The organism is Falsarthrobacter nasiphocae (genome assembly GCF_031456275.1).
Classification (GTDB): domain Bacteria; phylum Actinomycetota; class Actinomycetes; order Actinomycetales; family Micrococcaceae; genus Falsarthrobacter; species Falsarthrobacter nasiphocae.
In genome coordinates this window covers 668808-694889 of record NZ_JAVDUI010000001.1, presented here as the reverse complement: position 1 = coordinate 694889, position 26082 = coordinate 668808, and the positions used below count along the sequence as shown (strand labels likewise).

The following is a 26082-nucleotide window of genomic DNA, read 5'->3' as shown; positions in this document are numbered from 1 at the left end:
CTCCTACTTCGCTTCTGGGTCCGGCTGGTGGATGCCGAACACGTTGTTCTCGGTGTCGTGAAAATACCCTTGCCAGGCCATGCCCGGGAGGGCGTACTTCTCCAGAGCAACACTACCGCCGGCATCGAGGATGCGGGTGGCGGCCGCGTCGAAGTCCTCCACGCCCAGGGTGAGGACGGCGCCGTTGACGGGTGCTCCAATGCCGTCCAGGGGCGCTTGGCGCTGCATGATGGCGCCGTCGATGCCCATGGTGCCCTCCTCGCCCGTCTTGACGCCGAAGTACGGCATGCCGGCGAACTCGCTCCAGTCCTCGACGGTCCACCCGAACGCGTCACGGTAGAAGGCCACCGCCCGCTCGGGGTTGTCGGCATGAATTTCGAAGTGGACAACGCGGGACATGGGGGCTCCTTCGGCTGGGGGATGCTGTCAGCCTACCCCGGGGCGGGGGAGCGGGGAACGGGAAAACGACGACGCCCCTGCCGCCGCGGTCCGAGAACCGGGTGGCAGGGGCGTCGAGGCCGTCTGGGGACGGGTGCTACATGCTGCGCGTGAGGATCGCCTGCTTGACCTCGGCGATGGCCTTCGTGACCTGGATGCCGCGGGGGCAGGCCTCGGAGCAGTTGAAGGTGGTGCGGCAGCGCCACACGCCTTCCTTGTCGTTGAGGATCTCGAGGCGCATGTCGCCGGCGTCGTCGCGGGAGTCGAAGATGAATCGGTGCGCGTTGACGATGGCGGCCGGGCCGAAGTACTGCCCGTCCGTCCAGAACACCGGGCACGAGGACGTGCACGCGGCGCAGAGGATGCACTTGGTCGTGTCGTCGAACCGTGCGCGGTCCTCGGCGGACTGGAGGCGCTCCTTCGTGGGCGCCGCATCCTTGTTGATGAGGAACGGCATGATCTCGCGGTAGGACTGGAAGAACGGCTCCATGTCCACGATGAGGTCCTTCTCCACCGGCAGGCCCTTGATGGGCTCGACGATGATGGGCTTGCTCGTGTCCAGGTCCTTCAGGAGCGTCTTGCACGCGAGGCGGTTGCGGCCGTTGATGCGCATCGCATCGGAGCCGCAGACGCCGTGGGCGCAGGAGCGGCGGAAGGACAGCGAGCCGTCCTCGTCCCACTTGGCCTTGTGGAGGGCGTCGAGGACGCGGTCGGTGCCGTACATGGTCAGGGAGTAGTCCTGCCAGGTGGCCTCGTCCGAGAACTCCGGGTTGTAGCGGCGCACGCGGAGCGTGATGTCGAACGTGGGGATCTCTCCGCCGCCCGTCGACGCCGCGAGGTCGATCTTGCTCGCAGGCTCAGCTGCTTCAACGTGGCTCATCAGTACTTACGCTCCATCGGCTCGTAACGGGTGAAGATCACCGGCTTGGTGTCGAAGCGGATGCCCTTGATGCCCTCCATCTCGGAGGTCTCATCGCGGTAGACCATCGTGTGCTTCATGAAGTTCTCGTCGTCGCGGTTCGGGTAGTCCTCGCGGAAGTGCCCGCCGCGGGACTCCTTGCGGTGCAGTGCGGAGACGGTCATGACCTCGGCGAGGTCCAGGAGGAAGCCGAGCTCGATGGCCTCGAGGAGGTCCAGGTTGAAGCGCTTGCCCTTGTCCTGGATGGCGATCTGGCGGTAGCGGGTCCGCAGCTCCTCGATCTTGTCGAGGGCCCGGCGGATCGTCTCCTCGGAGCGGAACACCTGCATGTCGGCGTCCATCGTGTCCTGGAGCTCCTTGCGGAGCACCGCGACCTTCTCCGTGCCGGTGGATGCGCGGAGCATGGCGATCTGGTTCTCGACGAAGGCCGTCGGGTTCTCGGGGATCTCGACGAACTCGGCCGTCTTGGCGTACTCGGCGGCGTTGATGCCGGCGCGCTTGCCGAAGACGTTGATGTCGAGGAGCGAGTTGGTGCCCAGGCGGTTGGAGCCGTGGACGGACACGCACGCGACCTCACCGGCGGCGTAGAGTCCCGGGACGACCGTGTCGTTGTCCTGGAGGACCTCGGCCTTGATGTTCGTCGGGATGCCGCCCATGGCGTAGTGGGCCGTCGGGAAGACGGGGACCGGCTCCGTGTAGGGCTCGACGCCGAGGTAGGTGCGAGCGAACTCCGTGATGTCCGGGAGCTTCTCGTCGATGTGGCTCGGCTCGAGGTGCGTCAGGTCGAGGAGGACGTAGTCCTTGTTCGGGCCCGCACCGCGTCCCTCGCGGACCTCGTTGGCCATGGAACGCGCCACGATGTCGCGCGGGGCGAGGTCCTTGATGGTGGGGGCGTAGCGCTCCATGAAGCGCTCGCCGTCCGCGTTGCGGAGGATGCCGCCCTCGCCGCGAGCAGCCTCGGAGAGGAGGATGCCGAGGCCGGCCAGGCCGGTCGGGTGGAACTGGAAGAACTCCATGTCCTCGAGCGGCAGGCCCTGGCGGAAGGCGATGGCCATGCCGTCGCCCGTCAGCGTGTGCGCGTTCGAGGTGGTCTTGAAGACCTTGCCGGCGCCGCCGGAGGCGAACACGACGGACTTGGCCTGGAAGACGTGGAGCTCGCCGGAGGCGAGGTCGTAGGAGACGACGCCGGCGACGCGCTTCTGGACGGAGCCGTCCTCCTGGCGCTCGTCCACCATGAGGAGGTCGAGGACGTAGTACTCGTTGTAGAACTCGACGTTGTGCTTGACGCAGTTCTGGTAGAGGGTCTGGAGGATCATGTGACCCGTGCGGTCGGCTGCGTAGCACGCGCGGCGGACGGCGGCCTCGCCGTGGTTGCGCGTGTGGCCGCCGAAGCGCCGCTGGTCGATCCGCCCCTCGGGCGTGCGGTTGAAGGGGAGACCCATCTTCTCAAGGTCGAGGACGGCGTCGATGGCCTCCTTGGCCATGACCTCGGCGGCGTCCTGGTCGACGAGGTAGTCGCCGCCCTTGATCGTGTCGAAGGTGTGCCACTCCCAGTTGTCCTCCTCGACGTTGGCGAGTGCCGCGCACATGCCGCCCTGGGCAGCGCCGGTGTGGGAGCGAGTGGGGTAGAGCTTCGTCAGGACGGCGGTGCGGGCGCGCTGCCCGGACTCGATGGCCGCGCGCATGCCCGCGCCGCCGGCGCCGACGATGACGACGTCATACTTGTGGACCTGCATTCTGAATGCCTTCTCTCTGGCCGACCAGCTGATGCGCTAGGCCGGCTGGTGACTACTTGGAGGGGCAGAACGAGCCCGGAAGGGGCTGTCCCTGCCCGTTGACGACGCACGGGTCAAACGTGAAGATCACGAGGGTTCCGAGGACGATGACCACGAGGGCGGCGAGGTAGAGGGCCGTCTTCAGCCAGAGGCGGGTGGAGTCCTTCTCGGCGTAGTCGTTGATGATCGTTCGGACGCCGTTGGTGCCGTGGAGCATGGCCAGCCAGAGCATGACGAGGTCCCAGAACTGCCAGATGGGGTTGGCCCACTTGCCCGCAACAAACCCGAAGTCGATGGCGTGGACGCCGTCGCCTGCGAGGAGGTTGACGAAGAGGTGGACGAAGATGAGGACCACGAGGACGGCGCCGGAGAGGCGCATGAAGAGCCATGCGAGCATCTCGAAGTTGCCCTTGCCCTGCGTGTTCCGGGTGTACTTGGGCGCGATGCGCCGCGAGCGGGGAGCGTCAATGGTGCTCATGATCTAGTGTCCTCCAAAGGCCAGGGAGAGATGACGGATCGCAAAGCCGGCGAAGAGGACGAGCCAGACGCCGAGCACGGCCCAGAGCATCTGACGCTGGTACTTCGGGCCCTTGGCCCAGAAGTCCACGAGGATGATGCGAATGCCGTTGAGGGCGTGGAAGAGGATCGCCGCCACGAGACCGGTCTCGCCAAGAGCCATGTACCAGGTCTTGTACGTTCCGATCACCGCGTCGTACGCTTCAGGCGCGACGCGGACGAGTGACGTGTCCAGCACGTGCACGAGCAGGAAAAAGAAAATCACCACGCCGGTGACTCGGTGGCCGACCCACGACCACATGCCTTCGCGGCCGCGGTAGAGCGTGCCGCCCGTTGGTGTCTTCGACACTGAATTAACCTCCCAAGGACCAGCGGCGGCGGGTGTGCGGGATGCCGCACGAACAACCACCGGCGCGAGAGCGCATGCTCCCACCTAAATCTAGGCCCGTTCACACCTAACATTCAATTCCGAGGGTTGCTCGGTAGTATGGCCGGTTATGAGCACAACCCCGACCCCTCATTGCGCAACGGCGATGTCCCGTTTTCATGCCGTGATCCCCGCTGGTGGCGTGGGAACGCGGCTCTGGCCGCTGTCGCGGGCCTCGGCGCCGAAGTTTCTTCACGACCTGACCGGCTCAGGTGCCACCCTGATTCGCGCAACATATGACAGGCTGGCCCCCTTGTGTGATGGGCGTGTGGCAGTTGTCACTGGCGTCTCGCACGCCGACGCCGTCCGGGAGCAGCTTCCCGAGGTCGCGGACGAGGACCTCGTCCTGGAGTCCGAGCCGAAGGACTCCGCCGCGGCCATCGGCCTCGCCGCAGCCATCCTGTGGAAGCGGGACCCGAACATCATCATGGGCTCCTTCGCGGCGGACCACGTCATCAAGCCGCTCGAGACCTTCCAGCGCGTCGTGACGGAGGCCGTCGAGACCGCCGCCACGGGCAAGATCGTCACGATCGGCATCACGCCCGCCTTCCCCTCCACCGGGTTCGGCTACATCCGCCGGGGCCGCAGCCTCCGCCTCAAGGGCGCGCCGAGCGCCCACCACGTGATCGAGTTCGTCGAGAAGCCGGACGAGGCCACGGCGCGCCGCTACGTGGACTCGGGGGACTACTCCTGGAACGCGGGCATGTTCGTGGCACCGGTGGGCCTCATGCTCAGGCACCTCGAGGCGAGCGAGCCGGAGCTCCACGCAGGCATCATGGCCATTGCCGAAGCCTGGGACACGCCGGAGCGGGCTGCCGTCGTCGAGAAGGTGTGGCCGGGACTGCCCAAGATCGCCATCGACTACGCGGTGGCCGAGCCTGCCGCGGCAGCGGGCGACGTCGCCGTCATCCCCGGCGACTTCGAGTGGGACGACGTCGGAGACTTCGCCGCCATGGCGCGCCTCAACCATGCGGAGGACAACGAGTCCATCACGACCATCGGCGACAGCAAGCGCGTCTACAGCGACAAGTCGAGCGGCGGCATCGTCGTCTCTGACACAAACCGCGTCATCGCGCTCATCGGCATCGACGACGTCGTCGTCGTCGACACGCACGACGCCCTGCTCGTCACGACCAAGGAGCACGCCCAGTCCGTCAAGGCGGCCGTGGCCCACTGGAAGTCCCAAGGAGACACCGACGTCCTATGAGCCCCTCCAGCGCATCCCCCTCGGTACCCGAGATCAAGGCAGCGTGCGGGGGAGTCTCGGAGGCGGCCCACGCCTTCCGCCGGGACATCCACTCCCACCCGGAGCTGTCCTTCCAGGAGTTCCGCACCACGGACCGAATCGTCGCGCGCCTTGAGGCGGCGGGTCTGAGCCCGGTCCGCCTCAAGGGCACAGGTGTGTGCGTTGACATCGGCTCAGGTCCTGTCGCAGTGGCCCTGCGGGGGGACATCGACGCCCTCCCCGTCCAGGAGGAGACCGGTCTGGAGTTCGCGTCCGTCACCGAGGGCCGGGCCCACGCGTGCGGGCACGACATCCACACCTCCGTCATGATGGGCGCGGCCCTGGCCCTCGCGGCCGTCGACGCGAAGAGCCCGTTGCCTGCCCGCGTGCGGATCATCTTCCAGCCGGCAGAGGAGCGGATTCCCGGCGGCGCCAAGCAGGTCGTGGAGCAGGGACTTCTCGACGACGTTCCCGCCGTGCTCGCCTGCCACTGCGACCCGCGGATCGACGTCGGGCAGGTCGGCACCCGCATCGGCGCCATCACGTCCGCTGCGGACACCATCCGCATCACGTTGAGCGGCCGCGGCGGCCACACCTCGCGCCCGCAGCTCACGGAGGACCTCGTCCAGGCGCTGTCCTTCCTCGCGGCCAACGTCCCGTCCGTCCTTGCCCGCCGGATCGACGCCCGCAGCGGGGTCTCCGTCGTGTGGGGGCAGATCGCCGCCGGCAGCGCGCCGAACCAGATCCCGTCCCGCGGAACGCTCGCGGGCACCATGCGCTGCCTCGACGTCGAGGCATGGGAAGCGGCGGGGGACCTGCTCGACATGGTCGTGCGCCAGCTCGCCACGCCGTTCAGCGTGGACGTGGAGCTGGACCACATTCGCGGTGTCCCGCCCGTCATCAACAGCGAGCGGGAGACGCTCCTCATCGAGGAGGCCGCCCGCGCGCAGCTCGGCAGCCAGGCTGTTGTCCTCACGCCCCAGTCCATGGGCGGCGAGGACTTCGCGTGGATGACGCAGAAGGTCAGCGGCGCCATGTTCCGCCTGGGCACGCGCACGCCGGGCGGGGAGACGTACGACCTGCACCGCGGGGACTACACCCCCGACGAGCGCGCGCTCGACGTCGGCATCGAGGTCATGACCGCCGCGGCCCTGCGCGCCGTCGCCCATTCCTCCGCCGGGGCATAAGGCGCGCCGGAGCGTAAGGCGCGCCGCAGCGCGAGAGCCTCCGCGGACCCACACCCGTCCCCGCCCCGGCACCCACGCCCGTCCCCGCACCCGAGCGCCTGACGCCCGGGTGCGGGAATGGGGAGGGGCGGCGAGGCGTTGCCTTGAGGGTGACTCACATCGAACTCGGCATCCTTGACCTCGCCACCGTCTCCGCCGGAGGGAACAGCGCCGCCGCGCTCTCCGCGACCACCCGCTACGCCCAGTGGGCGGACTCTGCGGGACTCGACCGCTTCTGGGTGGCCGAGCACCACAACATGCCCGGCGTCGCCTCCACGGCCCCGGCCGTCCTCATGGCGCACCTCGCCGCGCGCACCGAGCGCATCAAGGTGGGCTCGGGCGGGGTCATGCTGCCGAACCACCAGCCGCTCGTCGTCGCCGAGCAGTTCGCGCTCCTGGAGGCCCTGCACCCCGGCCGGGTTGAGCTGGGCCTGGGGCGCGCACCCGGCACCGATGCCCGCACGGCGGCCGCACTGCGCCGGGCCCGCGTCCAGGAGCGCGTCGAGGACTTCCCGGAGGACGTCCTGGACGTGCTGGGGCTCTTCGGGGATCCTCGCGGCAGCTCCCGCGTGAGGTTCCTGCGCGCGACGCCGGAGGCCGCGGGTGCCCCTCGGGTCTGGCTCCTGGGCTCCAGTCTCTTCTCCGCCCGCCTGGCCGGTGCGCTCGGCCTCTCGTACTCCTACGCTCACCATTTCGGCCAGGAAGACCCCGGCGCGGTGTTCGCCGCGTACCGGACGGCCTTCGCCGCGGGCCTCGAGGAAGGGTCCGTGCCGGAGGGGCAGGAGCCGTTCGCGATGCTGACGACGAGCGTCGTCACGGCCGACACCCAGGAGGAGGCGGAGCTCCTCGCGGGGCCCGCCCGGGTCATGGCCCTCAACCTGCGCAAGGGCCGCCCAGAGGCGATCGTCTCCCCGGAGACGGCCGCCGAGATGGCGGCGGGGGAGGAGGGGGACTTCCTCGCGGCGGTGCCGGCCACGAAGTTCGTGGGGACCCCGGATGTTGTCGCCCGGTCCGTCCGCGAGCTCGCCACCTCGCTCGAGGTGCAGGCCGTCATGCTCTCCTCGACTCTCTACGACGCGGACGGCTCGGGCGAGTCGAGGATCGGCAGCGCCGAGCGCTTCCTGCAGCACTGGCGAGCGTAGCCTCCGGCGGAGCGGGTTGACACGCTAGGCCCCTTCTCGTTATAAGTTCGATCGTTGGAGCAATGTTCGGAGTGTTGACGTTCCCCGATGCGTTGCGAAGCGAGCGAGTCCTCGTGAGGGCTGCGCGGCGAGAGGGCAGAGGGTCATGTCTTCATCACAGGGGGCGCGGGGCGCCCAGCACGTGACGTCCGGAGCCCTGCTCCGCTCCCACCGCGAGTACCGCGCCTGGTTCGTCGGTGACACCGGGGCGGAAGTGGGCGGGCAGCTGGTCTCGCTGGCCTTCGCCCTTCTCGCTTTTGCCGTCACTCAGGACCTGGTCCTAGCCGGGATCGTCGGGGCCGCGGCGGCGGGCGCCCGGTTCGTGGCGATGCTGCCCGGCGGGGCCGTCATCGACGCGTATCCCAAGCGAAGGCTCCTCGCGGTGTACGCGGCGGTCCGCATCGTCCTCATGCTCACGCTCGTGGTTCTCATCCTCACCGGCACCGCGAGCTTCTGGACGCTGCTCGCGTTCGGCATCCTCGACGGCCTGCTCAAGGGCCTCTTCGGGGGCTTGACGAACGCCATCCTGCCGTTCATTCTCAAGGGGGAGGAGCTCCGGGCGGGTCTCATTGCCAACGAGACGCGGGACTCCGTCATCAGCGTCGCCGCCTCGCCGGCGGGCGGGGCCCTCTTCGGGCTCAACCCTCTGGCGCCCTTTGTTGCCGATGCCGTCCTGACGACGTCCCTCCTATGGTCCTCGAAGAGGATGACGTCCAGGGTTGACGCGGCCCGGGAGGCTGGCGCGCCTCGTCCGGGCTTCGGGGAGCGGATGACGGCTGGTTGGCGGTGGCTCGCCGGACGCGGGGACCTGCTCGCGATCCTCGCGATCCTGACCGTGTCCAACCTGGGCAACTTCCTGGCCATCTCGTCGGTGGAGCTCGGCCTCATGTCGCGCGGTGTGGCGCCCTGGATGATCGGTCTGGTCTTCTCGTTCTTCTCGGTGGGAATGATCCTCGGTGGCATTCTTGCCTCGTCCCCCGCGGCCCGTCGTCGGACTCCGCGAGCCATTGCCCTGACCGCCTTCGGGGTGCAGGCCGGCGCGTATGTCCTCATGGCCCTCTCTGCGCAGTGGTGGTGGATCGCGGGTCTGCTGCTCGTCATCACCATTCCCGTCATCGCGATGAACTCGGCCCTCGGCGCCTACCAGATGCAGAACACGCCAGCGGAGTTTCAGGGCCGCGTGGGCACGGTGTTCATGTTCGTCATCGGCCTTGGGCCCGTCCTTGCGGCGGCGGGGGCCGGGCTGCTCCTGGCCCATGTCGGGTGGGGGCCGACGATCCTGGTCGCTGCGTCCCTGAGCCTCGTCGCGCTGGCCATCACGGCGCTCTCGCCCCACCTGAGCGCGCTGGGAACCTCCGACTCGGGTCGCGAGGCCCGGCAGGACGGTGAGGAGGCTGAGGCCGCGAAGGAAGCGACGGAGAGAGCCGGCGGGGAAGGCTAGGGGCCCGGCAGGAGGCCGAGGGGGAGAGGCCGGAGGCCGCAGGGGAAAGCTAGGGGCCCAGCGGGCTGGGCGGAGGTCCCGGCGAGTCAACGAGGCCGCCGAACCGGGCGGGCCAGGGTCGCCGTTTGGGGCGATCTCTGACGTTGGGCGCAGGCAATTCTCAGTTAGACTGACGAAACGTGAATCCCGGCTAGGGCGAGCGCCGCGGGCGCCCAGTGCTCCGGCCTGGGACGCCCATCCTTAAGCCTTTGGAGAATCTCGTGAAGACCTCGATTCGCCGCGCGACTCAGTCCGCCGCCGCCCTCACCCTTGGTGCCCTCGCCCTCAGCGCGTGCTCCGCACCGCCCGCCGAGAACTCCTCGAAGGAGGCCGGCAAGAACTACACGGGCTGCATCGTCTCCGACGCAGGCGGCTTCGACGACCAGTCCTTCAACCAGTCCTCCTACTCGGGCCTCCAGCGAGCAGAGAAGGACCTCGGCATCACGATGAAGAAGGCCGAGTCCAAGGCCAAGGCTGACTTCACGCCGAACCTTCAGCAGATGATGACGGCCAAGTGCAACCTGACCATCACCGTCGGCTACCTCCTCTCGGACGCCACGAAGGCCGCCGCTGCCAAGAACCCGAGCGCCCACTTCGCCATCGTCGACGACAACCAGATCAAGGCCGACAACGTCAAGCCGATCATCTACGACACGGCCCAGGCCGCGTTCCTCGCCGGCTACACGGCTGCTGCCCAGTCCAAGACAGGCAAGGTCGGCACCTACGGCGGCATCAACATCCCGACCGTGACGATCTTCATGGACGGCTTCGCAGACGGCGTCAAGTACTACAACGAGCAGAAGGGCAAGAACGTCCAGGTCCTCGGCTGGGACAAGGCCAAGCAGACCGGCACGTTCACGAACTCCTTCGACATCGTCCAGGAGGGCACGAAGGCCACGAACAACCTCATCGACGCAGGCGCCGACGTCATCATGCCCGTCGCAGGCCCGCTGGCCCAGGGCACGGGCGACGCCGCGCTCGCCGCCAACAAGGGTGGCAAGGACGTCTCCGTCATCTGGGTCGACTCGGACGGCGTCGAGACCGCCCCGAAGTACAAGTCCGTCATCCTCACCTCCGTGGTCAAGAAGATGGACAAGGCCGTCGAGGACGTCATCAAGGCTGACCTTGACGGCAAGTTCTCGAACGAGCCCTACGTTGGCACCCTCGAGAACGCCGGCACGGACATCGCCCCGTTCCACGAGTTCGACTCCAAGGTCTCGGACGAGACGAAGAAGGAGATCGAGCAGGTCCGCAAGGACATCATCGCGGGCAAGATCAAGGTCGAGTCCAAGGCTTCCCCGAAGTCCTAGCCCCCGGGCCGGTCCAGAGGTGAACCGGCCCGGCGCTCTTGCCGGGCCGGTTCGCCGGGACCTCATCCGTCCCACCCACGCACGCCAAGAATGGAGCCGGCTTTGCGACTAGAGCTCGACAGGATCACCAAGCGCTTCGGCAGCTTCGCCGCGAACGAGGACATCTCGCTCGTCGTCGAGGAAGGCCAAGTTCACTCGCTGCTCGGCGAGAACGGCGCTGGCAAGTCCACGCTCATGAACGTCCTCTACGGCCTGTACGAGCCCACGGCCGGCCGCATTCTCCTCGACGGCAAGCCCGTCACCTTCAACGGCCCCGGCGACGCCATGCGCGCCGGGATCGGCATGGTCCACCAGCACTTCATGCTCGTTCCCGTCTTCACCGTGGCGGAGAACGTCGCGCTCGGGGACGAGGACGTCAAGGGCCTCGGCGCGCTGGATCTCGCGACGACGCGTCGCCGCATCAAGGAGATCTCGGATCGCTACGGGTTCGACGTCAACCCGGACGCCGTCGTCGAAGATCTCTCAGTGGGCGCCCAGCAGCGCGTGGAGATCGTCAAGGCGCTGGTGCGCCGCGCGCGGATCCTCATCCTCGATGAGCCGACGGCGGTCCTCACGCCGCAGGAGACGGACGAGCTCATGCGGATCATCGCGCAGCTCAAGGCTGACGGCACGTCGATTCTCTTCATCTCGCACAAGCTCCGCGAGGTCAAGGCCGTCTCGGACGTCATCACGGTGATCCGCCGCGGCAAGGTCGTCGGCACGGCGGACCCATCCGCGTCGACGAGCGAGCTCGCGGCCGCCATGGTGGGGCGCAGCGTGTCCCTCAACCTCAACAAGTCCGAGCCGACGCTCGGCGAGGAGACGTTCGTCGTCGAGGGCCTGTCCGTCGCGGACCCCTCCGGCCGCCTCCTCGTCAACGACGTCAGCTTCGGCATCCGCCAGGGCGAGATCCTCGGCGTGGCCGGCGTGCAGGGCAACGGGCAGACCGAGCTCACGGAGGCCGTCTTGGGCCTCCAGGACAACGTCAGCGGCTCGATCCGCCTCCACGGCAAGGAGCTCGTGGGGCAGTCGGTGCGAGCGACGCTGGACGCGGGCGTCGGCTTCGTCCCCGAGGACCGCCAGGTGGACGGGCTCGTCGGCTCGTTCTCGGTCGCCGAGAACCTCGTCCTCGACCGGTACGAGGACCCCGCGTTTGTCCGGGCTTCCACACTCGACCGTGCGGCCATCGCGAAGAACGCCGAGGAGAAGATCTCGGAGTTCGACATCCGCACGCAGTCCGCGGAGCACACCGCATCCACCCTCTCCGGCGGCAACCAGCAGAAGATCGTCATGGCGCGCGAGCTGAGCCGGGACCTCAAGCTCTTCATCGCGTCCCAGCCCACGCGCGGCGTGGACGTGGGCTCCATCGAGTTCCTCCACCGCCGCATCCTGGCGGAGCGGGACAAGGGCACGCCCGTGCTCATCGTCTCCACGGAGCTGGATGAGGTCCTCGAGCTCTCCGACCGGATCGCCGTGCTCTACGCGGGACGGCTCATGGGCATCGTGCCCGGCGGCACGAGCCGCGACGAACTCGGCCTCATGATGGCCGGCATGACCGCCGACGAGGCCCGCGCCGCGGTCCGCCAGGGCATCGGAAGCACTCAGGAAGGCGAGCAGTGAGCAGTGCAGTGACCAATCCCAAGGACCCCAGGCCCTCGGCGGCCGGGGCGAAGACTCCGAAGCCTGTCGCGGCAGGGGCCGCGGCGGGCTCCACCGGACCTGGCGCGCCACAGGCGGGCCGCGGGCTCGGGGCCAAGATCTTCTCCGGCAGCGCGCTCGTCTCGGTGCTCTCAGTCCTCGTCGCCCTGATCGTCGGGGCCCTGCTCATCGTCGTCACGGACAAGCGGGTCATCGAGGCGTCCTCGTACTTCTTCGGACGCCCGGGGGATACGCTCTCCGCCGCGTGGGACGCGGTCTCCACGGCGTACGGGGCCCTCATCAAGGGCGCGACGTTCGACCCGTCGGTCTCCGACCTCGCGGGCCGGTTCGGCATCTTCGAGACCCTGACCCAGGCCACGCCGCTCATCCTGACCGGCCTCGCGGTCACGGTCGCGTTCCGCGCGGGCCTCTTCAACATCGGCGGCATGGGCCAGCTCATCGCGGGCGCCACCGCCGCGGCGTGGGTGGGCTTCACCTTCCACCTGCCGGCCGTCATCCACCTGCCGCTCGTCATCCTCGCAGGCTTCCTCGGCGGCGCGGTGTGGGGCGGGTTCGTCGGCTGGCTCAAGGCCCGCACGGGCGCGCATGAGGTGATCGTGACGATCATGCTCAACAACATCGCGCTCTTCTTCCTCCTCTTTCTCCTGCGCGGCGCGTTCAAGGCCCCGGGCGGCAACCAGCCCGTCTCCGCGCCCGTCGCGGACACGGCGATGTTCCCGCACCTGCTCGGATCGGAGTTCCGCCTCAACTGGGCGTTCGTCATGGCCATCCTCGCCGTCGTCTTCGTCTGGTGGTTCATCGAGCGCTCGACGTTCGGCCTGAAGATCCGGGCCATCGGCGCCAACCCGGCGGCGGCACGGACGGCCGGCATGGTCGTCTCGCGCGGCTACATCCTGGCCATGGTCATCGCCGGAGGCATGGCGGGCCTCGCGGGCGCGGGCCAGATCTCCGGCACGGAGCGCACGCTTGACGACAACATCGCGGGCCAGCTCGGCTTCGACGCCATCACCGTGGCCCTCCTGGGCCGCTCCACCCCGTGGGGTACGTTCTGGGCGGCGATCCTCTTCGGCGCGTTCCGCGCCGGCGGCCAGGCCATGAGCGTCCAGGCAGACGTGTCCATCGACATCGTCCTCGTCGTCCAGTCCCTCATCGTCCTCTTCATCGCGGCCCCGCCGCTCATCAAGGCCATGTTCGGCCTGGAGCGCTCGGCCCGTGCAGAGAAGAAGTCTTCCCGGAAGGCGGCCAAGGCAGCATGAGCACGCAGACCATCACAACGGAAGACGTCGCGCCCGCGCTGACCGCGGACCGGATCGTCGTCAAGCACTTCAAGACGGCTGTCGTCGTGGCCGTCATGGCCGCGATCGCGCTCGTCTTCGCGCTGACGGGCGAGAGCGCCCTGGCCGCCTTGGACCTGAGCCAGAGCTCGGACAAGATCCAGCTCGCCCCCCTGGCCTTCCAGGCCCTGCCCGTCCTGTGGGTCCTCGCCGCCCTCCTCGTGGGGGCCGCGGCGTTCGCGTTCGCGCGGACCAACGCCACGGGACGGGTCCCGGGCTGGGTCCTCGCAGTGGGGGCGAGCCTGTTGCTCGCGAGCTTCCTCGTGTGGCTGACGGCGGGATCGGGCTCCAAGCACTTGAGCCTCGCGGGCCTCTTCATCACCGCGATGCCCATCGTCGTCCCCATCGCCTTCGGCTCCCTGTCGGGCGTCCTGGGGGAGCGGGCCGGCGTCGTCAATATCGCCATCGAGGGCCAGCTGCTGGCGGGCGCGTTCTCCGCCGCGCTCGTGTCCAGCCTGACGCAGAACGCCTACGCGGGAGTCCTCGGGGCCGCCGTGGCCGGCGCCGTCGTCGCGGGCCTGCTTGGCCTCTTCGCCATCCGGTACCAGGTCAACCAGATCATCGTCGGTGTCGTTCTCAACGTCCTCGTGACCGGCCTGACGGGCTTCTTCTTCGACACGCTCATGCGCGAGGAGGGCGCCGGGAAGTTCAACACCCCGGCGGGCCTCGACGCCGTGCCGATCCCGCTCCTCGCGGACATCCCGATCATCGGCCCGACCTTCTTCAACCAGTCCCTCCTCGGCTACGCCCTGCTCGTCATCGTCGCCGCCACCTGGTTCGCGCTCTACAAGACGCGCTGGGGCCTGCGGGTCCGCGCCGTCGGCGAGCACCCCAAGGCGGCGGACACGCTCGGCGTCAACGTCAACGGGACGCGCTGGCGCAACGTCCTCCTCGGCGGCATCGTCGCAGGCATGGGCGGCTCCTACTTCACGCTCGTCGCCACGAGCGCGTTCTCCAAGGAGATGACGGGCGGCCTCGGCTTCATCGCCCTCGCCGCCATGATCTTCGGCCGCTGGAACCCGGTGGGCGCGTTCTTCGCGGCCCTCCTCTTCGGCGTCGCGGGCAACCTCGCCTCGATCGTCTCGATCGCGAAGTCTCCCGTGGACTCCGCGTTCCTCGCGATGCTCCCGTACGCGCTGACCATCGTCGCGGTCTCCGGCCTGGTGGGGCGCACCCGCCCGCCGGCGGCCTCCGGCGAGCCGTACACGAAGGGCTAGGGCCGTGCGCTTGCTCGACATCACGGACGAGACCTGGGCCAGCCTCCGCGAGACGGCGGTCGAGGCCATGGGCCGCGCGTACGCGCCCTACTCCGGCTTCAGCGTGGGGGCCGCGGCGCTCACGGACGACGGCCGCGTCGTCGCCGGATGCAACGTGGAGAACGCCGCCTACGGCGTGACGATCTGCGCCGAATGCTCGCTCGTCTCCGAGCTGTTCGCCACCGGGGGCGGGACGCTGCGCGCGTTCGTCTGCGTGGACGCGGACGGCGAGCCGCTCGCCCCGTGCGGGCGCTGCCGCCAGCTCCTCGCCGAGCACCAGGGCCCGGAGCTGCTCCTGGCCATGCCGGACGGGGTCATGACGATGGCGCAGGTCCTCCCCGGGGCCTTCGGGCCGCACAACCTCTCCCAGGCCTGACGGCCCCCACCCAACGAAAGGCCCCCTAAATGTCCGAGTCCTTCGACGCTGTCGACATCATCCGCATCAAGCGGGACCGCGGCACGCTGACGAACGAGCAGATCGACTGGACGATCGACGCCTACACGCGCGGCGTCATCGCGGACGAGCAGATGGCCGCGCTCAACATGGCCATCCTCCTCAACGGGATGGACCGCGCGGAGATCTCCCGCTGGACGGCCGCGATGATCGCCTCGGGCGAGCGCATGGACTTCTCATCCCTGGGCAAGCCGACTGCGGACAAGCACTCCACCGGAGGCGTCGGGGACAAGATCACGCTCCCGCTCGCGCCCCTCGTCGCCGTCTTCGGCGTGGCCGTCCCGCAGCTCTCGGGCCGCGGCCTCGGCCACACGGGAGGCACGCTGGACAAGCTCGAGTCCATCCCCGGATGGAAGGCGTCCCTCAGCAACGCGGAGATGATGGACATCCTGCGGGACCCGGGCGCGGTCATCTGCGCGGCGGGCTCCGGACTGGCTCCGGCGGACAAGAAGCTGTACGCCCTGCGCGACGTCACGGGCACGGTGGAGGCCATTCCGCTCATCGCGAGCTCCATCATGAGCAAGAAGATCGCGGAGGGCACGGGGACCCTGGTCCTTGACGTCAAGTGCGGCTCGGGCGCCTTCATGAAGGACGAGGAGAGCGCGCGGGAGCTCGCGCGCACCATGGTGGACCTCGGCAAGGACGCTGGGGTGACAACGACGGCGCTGCTGACGAACATGAACACGCCCCTGGGCCTGACGGCCGGCAACGCGATCGAGGTCGAGGAGTCCCTCGAGGTCCTCGCGGGAGGCGGGCCCTCGGACGTCGTCGAGCTCACGGTGGCCCTCGCCGAGGAGATGCTCGCGGGCGCGGGCGTGCGGGACGCTGACGTGGCCGGCGCGCTCCAGGACGGCCGGGCCATGGACGTGTGGCGCCGCATGATCTCGGCCCAGGGTGGGGACCCGGACGCTGCCCTGCCCGTCGCCAAGGAGTCCCACGTCGTCACCGCGGACCGGGACGGCTTCCTCACGGAGCTCGACGCGATGAAGGTCGGCGTCGCCGCCTGGCGCCTCGGCGCCGGCCGCGCGCGCAAGGAGGACCCGGTGCAGGCCGGGGCGGGCGTGCGGATGCACGCCAAGCCGGGGGACAGGGTCTCCAAGGGCCAGCCGCTCCTCACCCTCCTGACGGACACCCCGGAGCGCTTCGGGCGGGCCGGGGAGGCGCTCGACGGCGCCTGGCGGATCGAGGACGCCGCCCCGGCGAGCCTGCCGCCGCTCGTCATGGACCGGATCTCCTGACCCTGGCGCGCCGCGTCGGCCCAGCGTGACCACGGGGCCGCAGGCGACCCGCGCCGTGAGGGGCCGGGCCTGGTGGGGCGCGGGGCGGTCCCGTAGAGTCGAAGAGTGAACATCGCTCAGGACACCCCCACCGCTGCAGACTCCGCCCCCGTCACCTACGAGGACCTTCCCAAGGTCTCGCTCCACGACCACCTCGACGGCGGCCTCCGCCCCGAGACGCTCATCGAGATCGCGGCCGAGATCGGGCACGAGCTGCCCGCCACGGACGCGGACGAGCTCGCCGTGTGGTTCCACGAGTCCGCGGACTCGGGGAGCCTCGTGCGGTATCTCGAGACGTTCGACCACACGATCGCCGTCATGCAGCGCGCCGAGGACCTCGAGCGCGTGGCCCGCGAGTTCGTGGAGGACCTCGCGGAGGACGGCGTCGTCTACGGCGAGATCCGCTGGGCCCCCGAGCAGCACCTGACCCAGGGACTGAGCCTGGATGAGGCGGTCGACGCCGTCCAGCGCGGCATCGAGGCCGGCGTCGAGGCGGCGGCCCTCGCCGGGCGGACCATCCGCGCCGGTCAGATCCTCTGCGCCATGCGCCACACCGAGCGCGGCACGGAGATCGCGGAGCTGGCCCTGCGGCACCGCGGCCAGGGCGTCGTCGGCTTCGACATCGCGGGCCCTGAGGACGGGTTCCCGCCGTCCCGCTTCGCGGAGGCGTTCGAGCTGCTCGCGCGCGAGCACTTCCCGGTCACGGTCCATGCGGGCGAGGCCGCGGGCCTGGACTCCATCGAGGACGCGCTCTTCACGGGCCGCGCGCTGCGCCTCGGCCACGGCGTGCGCATCGCCGAGGACATCGAGGTCTCCTTCGAGGGCGAGGACGAGGACGGGGCTCCGCGCGCCATCGCCGACCTCGGCCCGCTCGCCTCCTGGGTCCGGGACCGCCAGATTCCGCTCGAGGTCTGCCCCTCGTCCAACCTCCAGACCGGTGCTCTCGCGACGCTCGCCGACTCGGCGGCGGAGGCCCACGAGCCCGAGTCCCACCCCATCGACATGCTCGTCCAGCTCGGCTTCGCCGTGACGGTCAGCCCGGACAACCGTCTCATGGGGGATATCACCCTCTCGGATGAGTTCGAGCTCCTCGCGGACGTCTTCGACTACGAGGCCGAGGACTTCCTTGAGCTCACGCTCACGGCCGCCCGTGCCGCGTTCCTGCCCCTCGAGGACCGGGACGCGCTCGAGGACCACATCCGCTCGGAGTACGCGCGGCTGGGCCTTGTCGACCTCTGAGTCCGCGGACGCGATGACGGCGGGGGCCCGCCTGGAGCGGCTCCTCGTCGTCGTCGACTCCCTGCGCGAGCACTGCACGTGGACCCGCGAGCAGACCCACGCCTCCATTGCCCCCTACGCGCTCGAGGAGGCCGAGGAGGTCCAGGAGGCCGTCCGGGACCTGGACGCGGGGGAGGGCACGGCAGGCGAGCTCGCCGCGGAGCTCGGCGACCTCCTGTTCCAGGTGGTGCTCCACGCGCGCATCAGCCAGGACTCGCCGGACCCGGCTCTGCGCTTCACCGTGGACGACGTCCTCGACGCCCTGACGAGCAAGCTCGTGCGACGGTCCCCTCACGTCTTCGCGCCCGACGGCGCCCTCCGCCCCGTCGACCTTCCGCGGGAGGAGATCGAGCGCCGCTGGGAGGAGATCAAGGCGGAGGAGCGCGCAGGGGGCGCTCACAATATCCCCAGTGGCCTGGACTAGGCTTGTGCCTAGGGCGCGCTCCGGGAGCGGGCTCATCAGGGAGGCGATGTTTTCCCCATCCCTCTGATCTACCTCGTCACCATTAGGAGTGCTGTGGCCACTATTGACGCAATCCACGCCCGCGAGATCCTCGACTCCCGTGGCAACCCCACGGTTGAGGTCGAGGTCCTGCTCGACGACAACAGCTTCGGCCGTGCAGCCGTGCCCTCTGGCGCCTCCACGGGCGCCTTCGAGGCCAACGAGAAGCGTGACGGGGACAAGAAGCGCTTCGGCGGCAAGGGCGTCCAGGACGCCGTGACCAACGTCGTCGAGAAGATCCAGCCCGTCCTCATCGGCTACGACGCGACCGACCAGCGCCTCATCGACCAGACGATGATCGAGCTCGACGGCACGGACAACAAGGAGAAGCTCGGCGCCAACGCGATGCTCGGCGTCTCCCTCGCCGTGGCCCGCGCCGCCGCCGAGTCCGCCAACCTGGACCTCTTCCGCTACCTCGGCGGCCCGAACGCGCACGTGCTTCCGGTGCCGCTCATGAACATCCTCAACGGCGGGTCCCACGCGGACTCGGACGTGGACATCCAGGAGTTCATGATCGCCCCCGTCGGCGCCTCGACCTTCTCGGAGGCCCTGCGCTGGGGCGTGGAGATCTACCACGAGCTCAAGTCCGTGCTCAAGGAGCAGAACCTCTCCACGGGCCTTGGCGACGAGGGCGGCTTCGCCCCCAACCTGCCGAGCAACCGCGCCGCGCTCGACCTCATCATGGAGGCCATCCGCCGTGCCGGCTACGAGCCGGGCAAGGACGTTGCGCTGGCGCTCGACGTGGCCTCCAGTGAGTTCTTCTCCGAGGGCCGCTACACGTTCGAGGGCCGTCAGCTCACCTCCGCCGAGATGAGCGCGTACTACGACGAGCTCGTCCGCGACTACCCGCTCGTCTCCATCGAGGACCCCCTGGATGAGGACGACTGGGAGGGCTGGAAGACGCTGACCGGCGTTCTCGGCCAGCGCGTGCAGCTCGTCGGCGACGACCTCTTCGTGACGAACCCCGAGCGCCTGAAGCGGGGCATCGAGAGCGACACCGCCAACTCGCTCCTCGTCAAGGTCAACCAGATCGGCACCCTGACCGAGACGCTCGACGCCATCGCCCTGGCTCAGCGCGCCGGCTACACGACGATCACCTCGCACCGCTCCGGCGAGACCGAGGACACGACCATCGCGGACATCTGCGTGGCCACGAACGCCGGCCAGATCAAGACCGGCGCCCCCGCCCGCTCGGAGCGCGTTGCCAAGTACAACCAGCTCCTGCGCATCGAGGAGGAGCTCGGAGACGCCGCGATCTACGCCGGCCGCCTGAGCTTCCCGCGCTTCACGGCCTAGGTGCCTTGAGGGGCGGTCCCGTCGGCCTTGGGCCGGTCTCGGGGCCGCCCCGCTCGTTTTCTGACTGACACGGAGGAGACCATGATCCGGCGCACGGGTGCCCAGAAGAACGTGCCTCTCGACGACGCCGCCCGGCGCCGCGCGGAGCGCACGGCGCTGGCGGGCAACATCCGGCGCGGCCGGGCTTCGGGCGGGTCCTCGGCCCGCGCGCAGGCCCCGCGCAGGCGAGGCCGGGACAAGGGCGCCTTCACGGGGCGGCTCGTCATTCTCCTCGGCCTGCTCCTCTTCTGCTTCGTCCTCATCGCGCCGCAGATGAAGGTCTATGTCAAGCAGCGCCAGGAGGTCGCCGACATCCAGGCGGACATCGCGGCGCAGAAGGCGGAGAAGCAGCGCCTGACGAACGAGGTGGCGCGCTACAACGACGACGCCTACATCCGCCAGCAGGCCCGCGACCGCCTCTTCATGGTCATGCCGGGCGAGACCCGCTACATGGTCGTCGGGGAGCTGCCCGGCCAGGACCAGGCGGTCTCTGGCTCCGCGGACAGCCAATCCCAGCTGTCATGGTCCCAGTCCTATACCGACGCCCTGCGCCAGGCCGCCCGCTGACCGGCCCGCCGCCTGCCCGCACCACGAGCCCTTCCACCCCACGAGCCGAGCAACGCGAGGACCACATGACCCCCCTCTCCCACGACGATCGCCAGCCGAGCGAGGCGGACCTCGACACCCTGAGCCGTCAGCTTGGGCGCCCCGTCCGGGACGTCGTCGAGATCGGCGCCCGGTGCCGTTGCGGCCACCCTCTGGTGGCGACGACGGCGCCCCGCCTCTCCAACGGCATCCCGTTCCCCACGACCTTCTACCTGACGCACCCGTCCATCACGGCCGCCGCGTCCCGCCTCGAGGCCGCGGGGGTCATGCAGGAGATGACGGACCGCCTCGCCGTGGACCCCCAGCTGGCAGCGGCCTACGAGCGCGCCCACGAGGCCTACCTGGCCGAGCGGGACGACATCGCGGCGCGCACCGGCGTCGGGGAGGTCCCGGAGATCGCCGGCGTCTCCGCGGGCGGCATGCCGACCCGCGTCAAGTGCCTCCACGTGCTCATCGGGCACTCCCTCGCCGCGGGCCCGGGCGTCAATCCCCTCGGGGACGAGGCCCTTGAGCGCATCCGCGAGTGGTGGACTCCGGAGACGTGCCAGTGCGCCACCGCGTGGGACCACTCGGCGCCTGTCCCCGAGCGGGACCGCTCCCGCCACACTCGCACCCAGGGCCAGGGGGACGAGGCCATCGAGGCCAAGCGCCGGGAGCGGGCCCGCAAGGCCGCTGAGCGGGCCGCGGCGGAGGGCAGCGCAGCCAAGGACACGGCGGGGCAGGCCGCCCAGCCGAAGGACACCGAGACCACTGGAGGGGAGCAGGCATGATCGTCGCCGGCATCGACTGCGGGACCAACTCCATCCGCCTTCTCATCGCCGAGACCGACGGCGAGGGCGGGCTGCGGGAGCTGGACCGCCGAACCACCATCGTCCGCCTCGGCCAGGGCGTGGACAAGACGGGGCGCTTCGCGGAGGAGGCCCTCGAGCGCACGTTCGCGGCGGTCGACGAGTACGCGGCGGCCCTGCGCGAGCACGAGGTCGCAGGCATCCGGTTCGGCGCCACCTCGGCCACGCGCGACGCCGAGAACAGGGACGTCTTCCTCGACGGAGTCCGGGACCGCCTCGGCATCACCCCCGAGGTCATCGCAGGGGAGGAGGAGGCTCGCCTCTCCTTCACCGGCGCCACGGTGGGATCGGTCGACGACGCGCGCACGCTCGTCGTCGACCTCGGAGGCGGAAGCACAGAGTTCGTGGTGGGACGCCCAGGGCCGGGAGCGGCCGCGATCGAGGGCGCCATCAGCACGGACATGGGGTGCGTGCGCTTCACGGAGCGGTTCGTCTCGGGGGACCCGGTGACGGACGTGGACGTCGAGGCGCTGCGGGCCGGCGTGGCCGCGCACCTGGACGAGGCAGACCGGGCTGTGGGGCTCGAGGGGATCGAGCGCGTCATCGGCGTGGCGGGCACGATCACCTCCGTCATGGCCGAGGCGCTCGGCCTGGACGCGTACCGCCGCGAGGCCATCCACGGGGCGAGCCTGCCGATCGAGGACGTTCGGGCGGCCGCCGTGAGGCTCGCGCGCGCTCCGCTCGCGGAGCGGGCAGACCGGCCGTTCATGCACCCCGGGCGCGTCGACGTCATCGTCGCAGGAGCGCTCATCTGGGACGCGGTCCTCGGCCGCCTGGAGCGCCTCAATCCGGGCCTGCGCGCCGTCTCGGCGAGCGAGACGGACATCCTCGACGGCCTGGCGTTCTCTGCGGCCCAGCGTGCGGGCGAGGGCGCGTAGGAGAGAACCTGCGCCGCCCTGGGCGGAGGACTAGGATGAGACTCATGGCTGAACAACTCGTCCTCTCCCAGAAGCCCCGTATCCTCGTCGTCGGCGGAGGTTACGCCGGCCTCTACGTCGCGAAGAACCTCCAGGCAGCAGCCGAGGCCCACGGCGACATCGTGACCGTGCTGGACCCGCTGCCGTACATGACGTACCAGCCCTTCCTCCCGGAGGTGGCCAGCGGCTCCATCGAGCCCCGTCACGCGATCGTCTCCCACCGCCAGCACCTGACCAAGTCTGAGCTGCTCCAGGGCTCGCTCACCGCTGTCGACCACTCCCGCAAGGTCGCCACGGCCGAGATCGACGGCGAGTCCGTTGAGATCCCGTACAAGCAGATCGTCATGACCGCAGGCGCCATCACGCGCACCTTCCCGATCCCCGGCCTCGCCGAGACCGGCATCGGCATGAAGGCCATCGAGGAGGCCGTGGGCGTGCGCGACGGCATCCTCGACCGCATTGAGGCCGCCTCGACCGAGCAGGACCCGGCTCGCCGTGAGCGCCTTCTCACGTTCGTCGTCGTGGGCGGCGGCTTCGCAGGCATCGAGACCATCTCCGAGATCGAGGACATGGCGCGCGCAGCCGTGGCCAAGAACCCGCGCGTCAAGCGCGAGGACCTCCGCTTCGTCCTCGTTGAGGCCATGGGCCGCATCATGCCCGAGGTCGCCGCAGACCAGGCCGAATGGGTTGTCGAGCACCTCCGCTCCCGCGGCATCGAGGTCCTTCTCAACACGTCCCTCGCGGACGCCACGGACGGCCGCCTCCAGCTCATCAGCATGCCGGACAAGGCCCCCGTCCAGACGTTCGAGTCCGACATGCTCATCTGGACCGCAGGCGTCATGGCCAACCCCGTCGTCCGCCAGACGGACTTCCCCGTCGAGGAGCGCGGCCGCCTCCAGGCCAACGCCAAGCTCCAGATCGAGGGGCCTGATGGTGTTGTCGCCGACGCCTGGACCGCCGGCGACGTCGCCGCCGTTCCTGACCTCTCCGGCGGCGGAGTGGGCGGCATGTGCGTCCCCAACGCGCAGCATGCCGTTCGCCAGGCGAAGCTCCTCGCGAAGAACCTCAAGGCTCACATGTACGGCGAGGGTGAGGTCAAGGAGTACCACCACGTGAACCTCGGCGCCGTCGCCGGCTTCGGCCTCGGCAAGGGCGTCGCACGCATCGCCGTCCCGAAGTACGGCGACGTCAAGCTCCGCGGCCCCATCGCGTGGCTCGCACACCGCGGCTACCACGGCATGGCCATGCCGATGTTCGAGCGCAAGGCTCGAGTCTTCGGCGACTGGATCGCAGGCGGCATCTTCGGCCGCGACATCACCCCGATCCCCGACCTGGACCAGCCGCGCGCTCTCTTCGAGCGCTCGGCCAACCCCAAGAAGTAGCCGGACTGCGCGCGGGCGGCTCGGGGCTCACAGCCCCGGGCCGCCTTCGCCGCATCAGGCCCCGGTAGCCCAACGGCAGAGGCATCCGACTTAAAATCGGCTCAGTGCGGGTTCGAATCCCGCCCGGGGCACTCCCCACGCCCAGCACGGTCCCAGGTGCGCAGGGCATACTGAATGAACTATCTGTCTTGACCCAAGGACGTGATTCTCAAGTGGCCAACCCAGTGTTCAATGGCGACGCTTTCAAGAAGGCAGCGCGCTCTTCCGCCGCCACCGCTCAGCCCGCCCAGCCGGGCTACGGCTCCCAGTTCCAGACCTACGGGGACCAGGCCTACGGCAATCCCGCAGGCTACGGGGACCAGGGCTACGGTGCGCCGGCGGGCTACGGCCAGCCTGGCCTGCAGACCCCGCAGAACGCGGGGCGGCTGACGTTCGATGACGTCATGATGAAGACCCTCACGGTCTTCGGCGTCCTCGCCGTGGCCGTCGTCGTCTCGTTCATCATCCCGTTCTCGGCTGCGGCGGGCCTCCTCGTGGTCGGCGCCATCGCGGGCCTCGTCCTCGGCCTGGTGAACTCCTTCAAGCGCGAGCCCTCGCCCGCGCTCATTGTGGCCTACGCCGTGGCGGAGGGGTTCTTCGCCGGCGGCCTGACCCGCGTGCTTGAGGTGCAGTTCCCGGGCATCGGCATCCAGGCCGTGCTTGCCACTGCGGCGGTCTTCGGCGTGACGTTCGCCCTGTTCCGCTCAGGCAAGGTTCGCGCGACCCCGAAGCTCCAGCGCTTCTTCATGATCGCCGTGGGCGCGTACCTGCTCTTCTCCCTCGTCAATCTCGTTCTCATGCTGACGGGTGTCGTCACGGACCCGTGGGGCCTGCGCGGCGTGGAGATCGCGGGCATCCCGCTCGGTGCCATCATCGGCGTCGTCGTCATCATCCTGGGCGCCATCTCGCTCATCATGGACTTCGATCAGATCCAGGGCGCCGTCGCTGTTGGCGCTCCGAAGCGCATGGCGTGGACCTGCGCGTTCGGTCTGCTCGTGACCGTCGTCTGGCTGTACACGGAGATCCTTCGCTTCATCGCGATCCTGCGCGGCAACGACTAACACCGGGCGCCCCATGCAGGGGTGTCGTCAGCGGGCCGGGACCTACGGGTTCCGGCCCGCTGTGCTGTCGGGCCCCGCCCCGCGCCAGCCCCGCACGGCACTGCCCCGCACACGCCCGCGCGGCACCCCTCGGCACCGCCCCGCGAAGCCCCGCCTGGTGGACGCGCGTGGCAGGCTCGCGGGCATCGTGGCTACGATTTCCACGGGCCCCGCTCCACCCCGGGCCCGGCTAGACGCGATTCAACCCCTTGTGAGGACTCCGCCGTGAACACTTCTCTCCCCGTGACTCTCTCCGACGTCGAGCGCGCGGAGGAGCGGATCCGGTCCATTGCCATGCGCACCCCCGTGGAGCAGTCCCGGGCGCTCGGCCGCATGGTCGGACAGGACGTCTTCCTCAAGTGTGAGAATCTTCAGCGCGCGGGCTCGTTCAAGGTCCGCGGGGCGTACGCGCGCATGTCGGAATTGACCGACGACGAGCGTGCCCGCGGCGTCGTCGCCGCCTCGGCGGGAAACCACGCCCAGGGCGTGGCGGTGGCGGCCAAGGGCCTGGGCATCGACGCCACGATCTACATGCCGAAGGGCGCCGCCATTCCCAAGGTCGAGGCGACCCGCGGCCACGGAGCCACGGTGGTCCTCGAGGGGGAGACCGTGGACGAGGCTCTCCTGGCGGCCAAGCGCCACGCGGAGGAGACCGGTGCCGTGTTCGTCCACCCGTTCGACCACCCCCTCGTGGTGGCGGGGCAGGGCACCGTGGGCCTTGAGGTCCTCGAGCAGGTGCCGGACGTCGAGACGGTGATCTGCGGGGTCGGCGGTGGCGGACTCCTCGCGGGAGTCGCCGTCGCCATCAAAGAGAAGGCGCGGGAGCTGGGACGCGAGATCCGCGTCATTGGCGTGCAGGCGGAGAACGCCGCCGCATACCCGCCGTCGCTGGCCGCGGACGCGCTCGTGCCGCTGGAGCGGATTTCCACGATGGCGGACGGCATCGCCGTGGGCCGTCCCGGGCAGGTCCCGTTCGCGGTGATCCGTGAGCTGGTGGACGACGTCGTGACGGTGAGTGAGGACGCCCTGGCGCGGGCGCTGATCTTCCTGCTGGAGCGGACCAAGATGGTGGTGGAGCCGGCCGGCGCGGTGGGCGTGGCCGCGCTCATGGAGGGCGTGGTGCGGCCGCGCGGCCCTGTTGCCGTCGTTCTCTCGGGCGGCAACATTGACCCGCTGCTCATGCTCAAGGTGATCCAGCGGGGCCTGTTCGCGTCCGGGCGCTTCATCACGGTGCGGATCATGCTCGACGACCGGCCGGGCTCGCTGAAGTCGATCTCGCGGATCATCGCGGACCATGACGCGAATGTGACTCGCGTGGACCACACGCGCATTGGCGGCTCGATCTCGATGGGGCGCGTGGCGATCACGATCGACATGGAGACGAAGGGGCACGAGCACACGGAGGAAGTGTTCGAAGCGCTGCGCCTGGAGGGCTTCGAGCCTATCGTGCAGCCGGGCTGACAGCCGGGCTGAGCCGGGCCCATCGTCCAGCCGGGGGGAGACGCGCCAAGGGCCCCCGGCGGAAGCACCGGGGGCCCTTGGCGTCTTGAGCGGGACAC

The 26082-nt window shown here is 69.6% G+C and carries 24 protein-coding genes and 1 tRNA gene; 20 read left to right on the top strand and 5 right to left on the bottom strand.

What is annotated here, in order from left to right; translation table 11 throughout:
• Positions 1-3: 3 nt before the first annotated feature.
• The 5 genes from J2S35_RS03110 to sdhC form a co-directional block, all read right to left on the bottom strand.
• A complete protein-coding gene (locus J2S35_RS03110) occupies positions 4-399 on the bottom strand; it encodes a VOC family protein (RefSeq protein ID WP_309849708.1) in 396 nt (131 codons plus the stop codon).
• A 136-nt stretch (positions 400-535) separates the two neighbouring features.
• Complete coding sequence (locus J2S35_RS03105; protein WP_309849706.1) at positions 536-1318, bottom strand: succinate dehydrogenase iron-sulfur subunit; 783 nt, start codon at positions 1316-1318, stop codon at positions 536-538.
• Positions 1318-3093 (bottom strand): succinate dehydrogenase flavoprotein subunit, encoded by a 1776-nt coding sequence (gene sdhA, locus J2S35_RS03100; protein ID WP_309849703.1) that lies wholly within the window; start codon positions 3091-3093, stop codon positions 1318-1320. The genes J2S35_RS03105 and sdhA overlap by 1 nt, the downstream gene beginning before the upstream one ends.
• Before the next feature lie 52 nt (positions 3094-3145).
• Positions 3146-3610, bottom strand: a complete 465-nt coding sequence (locus tag J2S35_RS03095) for a succinate dehydrogenase hydrophobic membrane anchor subunit (RefSeq protein WP_309849699.1) — start codon at positions 3608-3610, stop codon at positions 3146-3148.
• 3 nt (positions 3611-3613) lie between these two features.
• The gene (gene sdhC, locus J2S35_RS03090; RefSeq protein WP_309849698.1) at positions 3614-3997 is read right to left on the bottom strand and encodes a succinate dehydrogenase, cytochrome b556 subunit; all 384 of its coding nucleotides are present in this window, start codon (positions 3995-3997) and stop codon (positions 3614-3616) included.
• A gap of 148 nt (positions 3998-4145) precedes the next feature.
• Here sdhC and J2S35_RS03085 point away from each other — a divergent pair, with 148 nt between their 5' ends.
• The 20 genes from J2S35_RS03085 (at position 4146) to ilvA (ending at position 25984) form a co-directional block, all read left to right on the top strand.
• A complete protein-coding gene (locus tag J2S35_RS03085; protein ID WP_309849695.1) occupies positions 4146-5282 on the top strand; it encodes a mannose-1-phosphate guanylyltransferase in 1137 nt (378 codons plus the stop codon).
• A complete protein-coding gene (locus J2S35_RS03080; RefSeq protein WP_309849692.1) occupies positions 5279-6487 on the top strand; it encodes an amidohydrolase in 1209 nt (402 codons plus the stop codon). The genes J2S35_RS03085 and J2S35_RS03080 overlap by 4 nt, the downstream gene beginning before the upstream one ends.
• 149 nt (positions 6488-6636) lie before the next feature.
• The gene (locus J2S35_RS03075; protein ID WP_309849690.1) at positions 6637-7668 is read left to right on the top strand and encodes an MsnO8 family LLM class oxidoreductase; all 1032 of its coding nucleotides are present in this window, start codon (positions 6637-6639) and stop codon (positions 7666-7668) included.
• A 145-nt stretch (positions 7669-7813) separates the two neighbouring features.
• Positions 7814-9148, top strand: a complete 1335-nt coding sequence (locus J2S35_RS03070) for an MFS transporter (protein WP_309849688.1) — start codon at positions 7814-7816, stop codon at positions 9146-9148.
• A 248-nt stretch (positions 9149-9396) separates the two neighbouring features.
• On the top strand, positions 9397-10497 hold the full coding sequence (locus J2S35_RS03065) for a BMP family lipoprotein (protein ID WP_417376602.1): 1101 nt from the start codon (positions 9397-9399) through the stop codon (positions 10495-10497).
• A gap of 102 nt (positions 10498-10599) precedes the next feature.
• Positions 10600-12156, top strand: a complete 1557-nt coding sequence (locus J2S35_RS03060; RefSeq protein WP_309849683.1) for an ABC transporter ATP-binding protein — start codon at positions 10600-10602, stop codon at positions 12154-12156.
• Positions 12153-13451, top strand: coding sequence for an ABC transporter permease (locus tag J2S35_RS03055; RefSeq protein ID WP_309849680.1), 1299 nt, complete (start codon positions 12153-12155; stop codon positions 13449-13451). The genes J2S35_RS03060 and J2S35_RS03055 overlap by 4 nt, the downstream gene beginning before the upstream one ends.
• Positions 13448-14746, top strand: coding sequence for an ABC transporter permease (locus J2S35_RS03050; protein ID WP_309849677.1), 1299 nt, complete (start codon positions 13448-13450; stop codon positions 14744-14746). Before J2S35_RS03055 ends, J2S35_RS03050 begins: the two co-directional genes overlap by 4 nt.
• Positions 14747-14750: 4 nt before the next feature.
• Entirely contained in the window at positions 14751-15161 is a 411-nt protein-coding gene (locus J2S35_RS03045) for a cytidine deaminase (RefSeq protein ID WP_309849675.1), read from the top strand.
• 29 nt (positions 15162-15190) lie between these two features.
• Positions 15191-16477 (top strand): thymidine phosphorylase, encoded by a 1287-nt coding sequence (locus tag J2S35_RS03040; protein WP_309849673.1) that lies wholly within the window; start codon positions 15191-15193, stop codon positions 16475-16477.
• A gap of 111 nt (positions 16478-16588) precedes the next feature.
• On the top strand, positions 16589-17755 hold the full coding sequence (locus J2S35_RS03035; RefSeq protein ID WP_309853007.1) for an adenosine deaminase: 1167 nt from the start codon (positions 16589-16591) through the stop codon (positions 17753-17755).
• A complete protein-coding gene (locus J2S35_RS03030) occupies positions 17742-18218 on the top strand; it encodes a MazG nucleotide pyrophosphohydrolase domain-containing protein (protein WP_309849672.1) in 477 nt (158 codons plus the stop codon). Before J2S35_RS03035 ends, J2S35_RS03030 begins: the two co-directional genes overlap by 14 nt.
• 93 nt (positions 18219-18311) lie before the next feature.
• The gene (gene eno / locus J2S35_RS03025; RefSeq protein WP_309849670.1) at positions 18312-19592 is read left to right on the top strand and encodes a phosphopyruvate hydratase; all 1281 of its coding nucleotides are present in this window, start codon (positions 18312-18314) and stop codon (positions 19590-19592) included.
• 81 nt (positions 19593-19673) lie between these two features.
• Complete coding sequence (locus J2S35_RS03020; protein WP_309849668.1) at positions 19674-20198, top strand: FtsB family cell division protein; 525 nt, start codon at positions 19674-19676, stop codon at positions 20196-20198.
• A gap of 65 nt (positions 20199-20263) precedes the next feature.
• Positions 20264-21007, top strand: a complete 744-nt coding sequence (locus J2S35_RS03015; RefSeq protein WP_309849665.1) for a DUF501 domain-containing protein — start codon at positions 20264-20266, stop codon at positions 21005-21007.
• Complete coding sequence (locus J2S35_RS03010; protein WP_309849664.1) at positions 21004-21963, top strand: Ppx/GppA phosphatase family protein; 960 nt, start codon at positions 21004-21006, stop codon at positions 21961-21963. The genes J2S35_RS03015 and J2S35_RS03010 overlap by 4 nt, the downstream gene beginning before the upstream one ends.
• Before the next feature lie 44 nt (positions 21964-22007).
• Positions 22008-23384, top strand: a complete 1377-nt coding sequence (locus tag J2S35_RS03005) for an NAD(P)/FAD-dependent oxidoreductase (RefSeq protein ID WP_309849662.1) — start codon at positions 22008-22010, stop codon at positions 23382-23384.
• Between the two features lie 58 nt (positions 23385-23442).
• Positions 23443-23515, top strand: a tRNA-Leu gene (locus tag J2S35_RS03000).
• 81 nt (positions 23516-23596) lie between these two features.
• A complete protein-coding gene (locus J2S35_RS02995; RefSeq protein WP_309849660.1) occupies positions 23597-24484 on the top strand; it encodes a Bax inhibitor-1/YccA family protein in 888 nt (295 codons plus the stop codon).
• 264 nt (positions 24485-24748) lie between these two features.
• Positions 24749-25984, top strand: coding sequence for a threonine ammonia-lyase (ilvA, locus tag J2S35_RS02990; protein ID WP_309849658.1), 1236 nt, complete (start codon positions 24749-24751; stop codon positions 25982-25984).
• The last annotated feature ends 98 nt before the right edge of the window (positions 25985-26082 follow it).